This window comes from Stenotrophomonas sp. HMWF003 (assembly GCF_003061285.1).
In the GTDB taxonomy this organism is placed as follows: Bacteria; Pseudomonadota; Gammaproteobacteria; order Xanthomonadales; family Xanthomonadaceae; genus Stenotrophomonas; species Stenotrophomonas maltophilia_AP.
This window is the reverse complement of record NZ_QAIW01000203.1, coordinates 3133-7899: the sequence shown is the minus strand read 5'-3', so window position 1 is coordinate 7899 and position 4767 is coordinate 3133. Positions and strand designations below refer to the sequence as shown.

Below are 4767 nucleotides of genomic sequence, written 5' to 3'. Positions count from 1 at the left end.
GCGCTGACCCGCGCACCGCCCGCCCCCCTTTGCACCTGATCGAGACCTGACGATGAGCAGCTACACCGCACCGCTTTCCGATATCCGTTTCGCCCTGCATGACGTGCTCAAGGTCGAACCCCTGTTCGCCCGCCTCGGCTTCACCGACGCCACCACCGACGTGGTCGACGCCGTCCTCGAGGAAGCCGGCCGCTTCAGCACCAGCGTGCTGGCGCCGCTCAACAGCGTGGGTGACGAAATCGGCTGCGTGCTCGACCAGGCCAGCGGCGAAGTCACCACCCCGCCCGGCTTCAAGCAGGCCTATGCGCAGTTCGTCGACGGCGGCTGGACCGGCCTCACCGCCGCGCCGGAACTGGGCGGCCAGGGCCTGCCGCACACCCTCGGCGTGCCGCTCAACGAAATGATCAACGCCGCCAACCTGGCCTGGGGCAACTTCCCCCTGCTCTCGCACGGCGCCATCGAAGCACTCAAGCAGCACGGCGAAGCGTGGCAGCAGGAAGCCTTCCTGAAGCCGCTGATCGAAGGCCGCTGGACCGGCACCATGTGCCTGACCGAACCGCATTGCGGCACCGATCTGGGCCTGCTCAAGACCAAGGCCGAACCCAATGCCGATGGCAGCTATGCCATCACCGGCACCAAGATCTTCATCACCGCCGGCGAGCACGACCTCACCGACAACATCGTGCACCTGGTGCTGGCCAAGCTGCCCGACGCCCCAGCCGGTGCCAAGGGCATCTCGCTGTTCGTCACCCCCAAGTTCAAGGTGGACCGTGAGGGCAAGGTCGGCGCGCGCAACGCGCTGCGCTGCGGCTCGATCGAACACAAGATGGGCATCAAGGGCTCGGTCACCTGCGTGATGAACTTCGACGGCGCCGAAGGCTATCTGGTCGGCCAGCCGCACAAGGGCCTGCAGGCGATGTTCACCATGATGAACACCGCGCGGCTGGGCGTTGGCCTGCAGGGCATCGGCCTGTCCGAACGCGCCTACCAGAACGCCCTCAAGTACGCCCGCGAACGCCTGCAGTCGCGCTCGCTGAGCGGCCCGAAGCATCCCGAAAAGCCGGCCGACCCGATCCTGGTCCACCCGGACGTGCGCCGCATGCTGCTGACCATCAAGTCGCTGGTCGAAGGCAGCCGCCTGCTGGCCCTGCACGCGGCCACCCTGGTCGACGTGGCCCACCACGCCGACGATGCCGGCGAGCGCGAGCGCGCCGACACCCTGGTGAGCTTCCTGACCCCGATCTCCAAGGCCTGCCAGACCGAATGGGGCATCGAGAACACCTACAACGCCCTGCAGTGCTTCGGTGGCCACGGCTACATCCGCGAGCACGGCATGGAACAGCTGGCCCGCGATGCGCGCATCACCACGCTGTATGAAGGCACCACCGGGATCCAGGCGCTGGACCTGATCGGGCGCAAGACCGCGTCCAGCCAGGGCGCCGGGCTGAAGCTGATGCTGGCCGAGATCGAGGCGTTCGCGCAGGCCAACGAAGGCAACGCAGCGGTCGCCGAGTTCATCGGTCCACTCCGCGAGAAGGCCAAGGAATGGGGCGCGCTGACGATGGCCACCCTGCAGCGCGCGGCCGGCAACCCGGACGAGCTGGGTGCGGCCAGCTTCGATTACCTGTTCTATTCCGGCTACGTGGTGCTGGCCTACTGGTGGGCACGCAGCGTTGCCGCCGCCGAGGCCTCGGCGCAGGGCGAGGCGTTCAAGCAGGCCAAGCGCGACACCGCCCGCTTCTACTTCGCCCGCGTGCTGCCGCGCACGCTCAGCCACGCCGCTGCGATCCAGAGCGGCGCCGCGCCGCTGATGGCGATGGCGGATGCGCATTTCGGGGAAGGCTGATCGTTCACCGGGCCACCGACCAACGGTCGGTGGCTACCGGTCGGTTGCGCCCGCCAGGTCGCGCCCTTTGCTCGCACGACCCGCGCCCCGTCTGGAGAAAAGCCCCCTTTTTGTTAAAGGGGGCGCGCCATCGGCGCGGGGTTCAGGTGGAATGCCCCACCGAATCGTTACGAATTGGGTACGGGCGCCCAAGCGCCTATACCCAATTCGTAACGATTCGGGTATAAGCTGTTTTCCCGATGGAGACAGACACTACACGCCTAGGTCTGATCGATACCGGAGCCTCGTCCGCCCCGGTCGACGAAGTATCGCCCGTCGCCACGCTGCATCGGCCTGGCAGCGTCCGGTTGCTGTCGCTGGATGCCCACGGCCGGGTACTGGACTGGATCAACTGGCAGGATGCGGCCTGCCTGTATGCCCGTGATGCCGTCGCCTGGACCCTGGGTGACCCCTGCCTGCACATCCATGGCGGCACCAGTCGCCTGACCGGCATACAGAGCGGCATGGACCTGCACCCCATCATCGCCGCACGTGGCCACGCGCGTTCGCGTGCGCTGGACCCCACCCCGAACCTGTCCAACCAGGCGCTGTTCGCCCGCGACGCGCACCTGTGCCTGTACTGCGGCCAGCAGTTCAACCGCCCGCAACTGACCCGCGACCACGTCATGCCGCTCTCCAAGGGCGGCCTGGACGTGTGGGAAAACGTGGTCAGCGCCTGTTTCCACTGCAACTCGCGCAAAAGCGACCGCACCCCGCAGCAGGCCGGCATGCCGCTGCTGGCCGTGCCGTACCGGCCCAGCTGGATCGAACACATGATCCTGTCCAACCGCAACATCCTGGCCGACCAGATGGCGTTCCTGAAGGCGCAGCTGCCCAAACGCTCCAAACTGGCGGCCTGACCTGCGACCAACTGACGCAGGCACCGTCACCGTTTGGTCACCCCGAAGGCGGTTTGCTTGCCCCACCCCGGTTTGGGGGGGAAAATAGGCGCTCAGAAGAAGCGCGATAAACATGATCGATTCCGCCCGCTATCCCCGCCTGTCGCGCATCCAGTCTCCGGATGACCTGCGCAGGTTCGATGAATCCGAACTGCCCGCCATCGCCGACGAACTGCGTGCCTACCTGATCGAATCGGTCGGCAAGAGCGGCGGCCATTTCGGTGCAGGGCTGGGCGTGATCGAACTGACCGTGGCCCTGCACTACCTGTACCAGACCCCGGTCGACCAGCTGGTCTGGGACGTGGGCCATCAGACCTACCCGCACAAGATCCTCACCGGTCGCCGCGACGCGATCCATACCGTCAAGCAGAAGGACGGCGTGGCGCCGTTCCCCAAGCGCGAAGAGAGCGAGTTCGACACCTTCGGTGTGGGCCACTCCTCGACCTCGATCTCGGCCGCGCTCGGCATGGCCATCGCGCGCCAGCTGGAAGGCGACGAGCGCAAGGTGGTGGCGGTGATCGGCGACGGCGCGATGACCGCCGGCATGGCCTACGAGGCGCTCAACCACGCCGGCGGCATGGACAGCGAACCGAACCTGCTGGTGATCCTCAACGACAACAACATGTCGATCTCCGAGGCCGTCGGCGGGCTGACCAAGATGCTTGGCCGCGCCACCGGCAGCCGCACGCTCAACGCGCTGCGCGAAGGCGGCAAGAAGATCCTCGGCGACAAGAAGAACAACCCCACCGCGCGCTTCGTCAAGCGCTGGGAAGAGCACTGGAAGGGCATGTTCGTGCCGTCCACGTTCTTCGAAGAGATGGGCTTCCATTACACCGGCCCGATCGATGGCCACGACCTGCCGGCACTGGTCGCCACGCTGAAGACGCTCAAGGGCCTCAAGGGCCTGAAGCTGCTCCACGTGATGACCACCAAGGGCAAGGGCTACGAGCGTGCCGAAGGCGACCAGATCGGCTATCACGCCGTCGGGCCGTTCGATCCGGACAAGGGCCTGGTGTCCAAGGGCGCCGCCAAGAAGCCGACCTACACCGATGTGTTCAGCGACTGGCTGTGCGATGCCGCGGCGGCCGAACCCAGGCTGGTGGGCATCACCCCGGCAATGCGCGAAGGTTCGGGCCTGGTCCGTTTCAGCAAGGAATACCCGGAGCGCTACTTCGACGTGGCCATCGCCGAACAGCATGCGGTGACGCTGGCGGCGGGCATGGCCACGCAGGGCGCCAAGCCGGTAGTGGCGATCTACTCCACCTTCCTGCAGCGCGCGTACGACCAGCTGGTGCACGACGTGGCCGTGCAGGAGCTGGACGTGCTGTTCGCGATCGACCGCGCCGGCGTCGTCGGCCCCGATGGCGCTACCCATGCCGGCAACCTCGACCTGAGCTTCCTGCGCTGCGTCCCGCACATGGTGGTGATGGCACCGGCCGACGAAGCCGAATGCCGGCAGATGCTGACCACCGGCCTGCGCCATTCCGGCCCGGCCGCGGTGCGTTACCCGCGCGGCAGTGGCACCGGCGTGGACGCGGGCACCGATCTGTCCACGCTGGAGATCGGCAAGGCCGACCTGCGCGTACAGGGCAGCCGCGTGGCCCTGCTGGCCTTCGGCAGCACCGTGCCGGCCGCCGAAGCGGTGGGCCGTGAGCTGGGGCTGAGCGTGGTCAACATGCGCTTCATCAAGCCGCTCGACCGCGCCCTGCTGCTCGAGCTGGCGCGTACCCACGACGGCTTCGTCACCATTGAAGACAACGTGGTAGCTGGTGGGGCCGGGTCGGGCGTGGCCGAACTGTTCAATGCCGAGGACGTGCTCAAGTCGATCCTGCACCTGGGCCTGCCCGACAGCTTCCAGCACCACGCCAGCCGCGAAGACCTGCTGGCCGAAGCCGGGATCGATGCCGCCGGTATCCGCGCGGCGGTGCTGAAGCGCTGGCCGCAGCTGGCCCGCGATGGGCAACCGCTCAGCGCGGCGGGGTG

Annotated in this window: 3 protein-coding genes; all 3 read left to right on the top strand. The window is 67.3% G+C overall.

The genetic code is table 11. From position 1 onward, the window contains the following. Nucleotides 1–52: 52 nt before the first annotated feature. The gene (locus DBR34_RS08330; RefSeq protein ID WP_128096443.1) at nucleotides 53–1846 is read left to right on the top strand and encodes an acyl-CoA dehydrogenase C-terminal domain-containing protein; all 1794 of its coding nucleotides are present in this window, start codon (nucleotides 53–55) and stop codon (nucleotides 1844–1846) included. Nucleotides 1847–2085: 239 nt separating this feature from the next. Beyond that, nucleotides 2086–2745, top strand: coding sequence for an HNH endonuclease (locus DBR34_RS08325; RefSeq protein ID WP_128096442.1), 660 nt, complete (start codon nucleotides 2086–2088; stop codon nucleotides 2743–2745). A 112-nt stretch (nucleotides 2746–2857) separates the two neighbouring features. Continuing rightward, on the top strand, nucleotides 2858–4767 hold a 1910-nt coding region (dxs, locus tag DBR34_RS08320; RefSeq protein WP_128096445.1), incomplete at its 3' end, for a 1-deoxy-D-xylulose-5-phosphate synthase.

Coding starts and splice junctions, on each gene's coding strand:
- DBR34_RS08330 (WP_128096443.1), top strand. CDS start 53: ATGAGCAGCTACACCGCACCGCTTTCCGATATCCGTTTCGCCCTGCAT.
- DBR34_RS08325 (WP_128096442.1), top strand. CDS start 2,086: ATGGAGACAGACACTACACGCCTAGGTCTGATCGATACCGGAGCCTCG.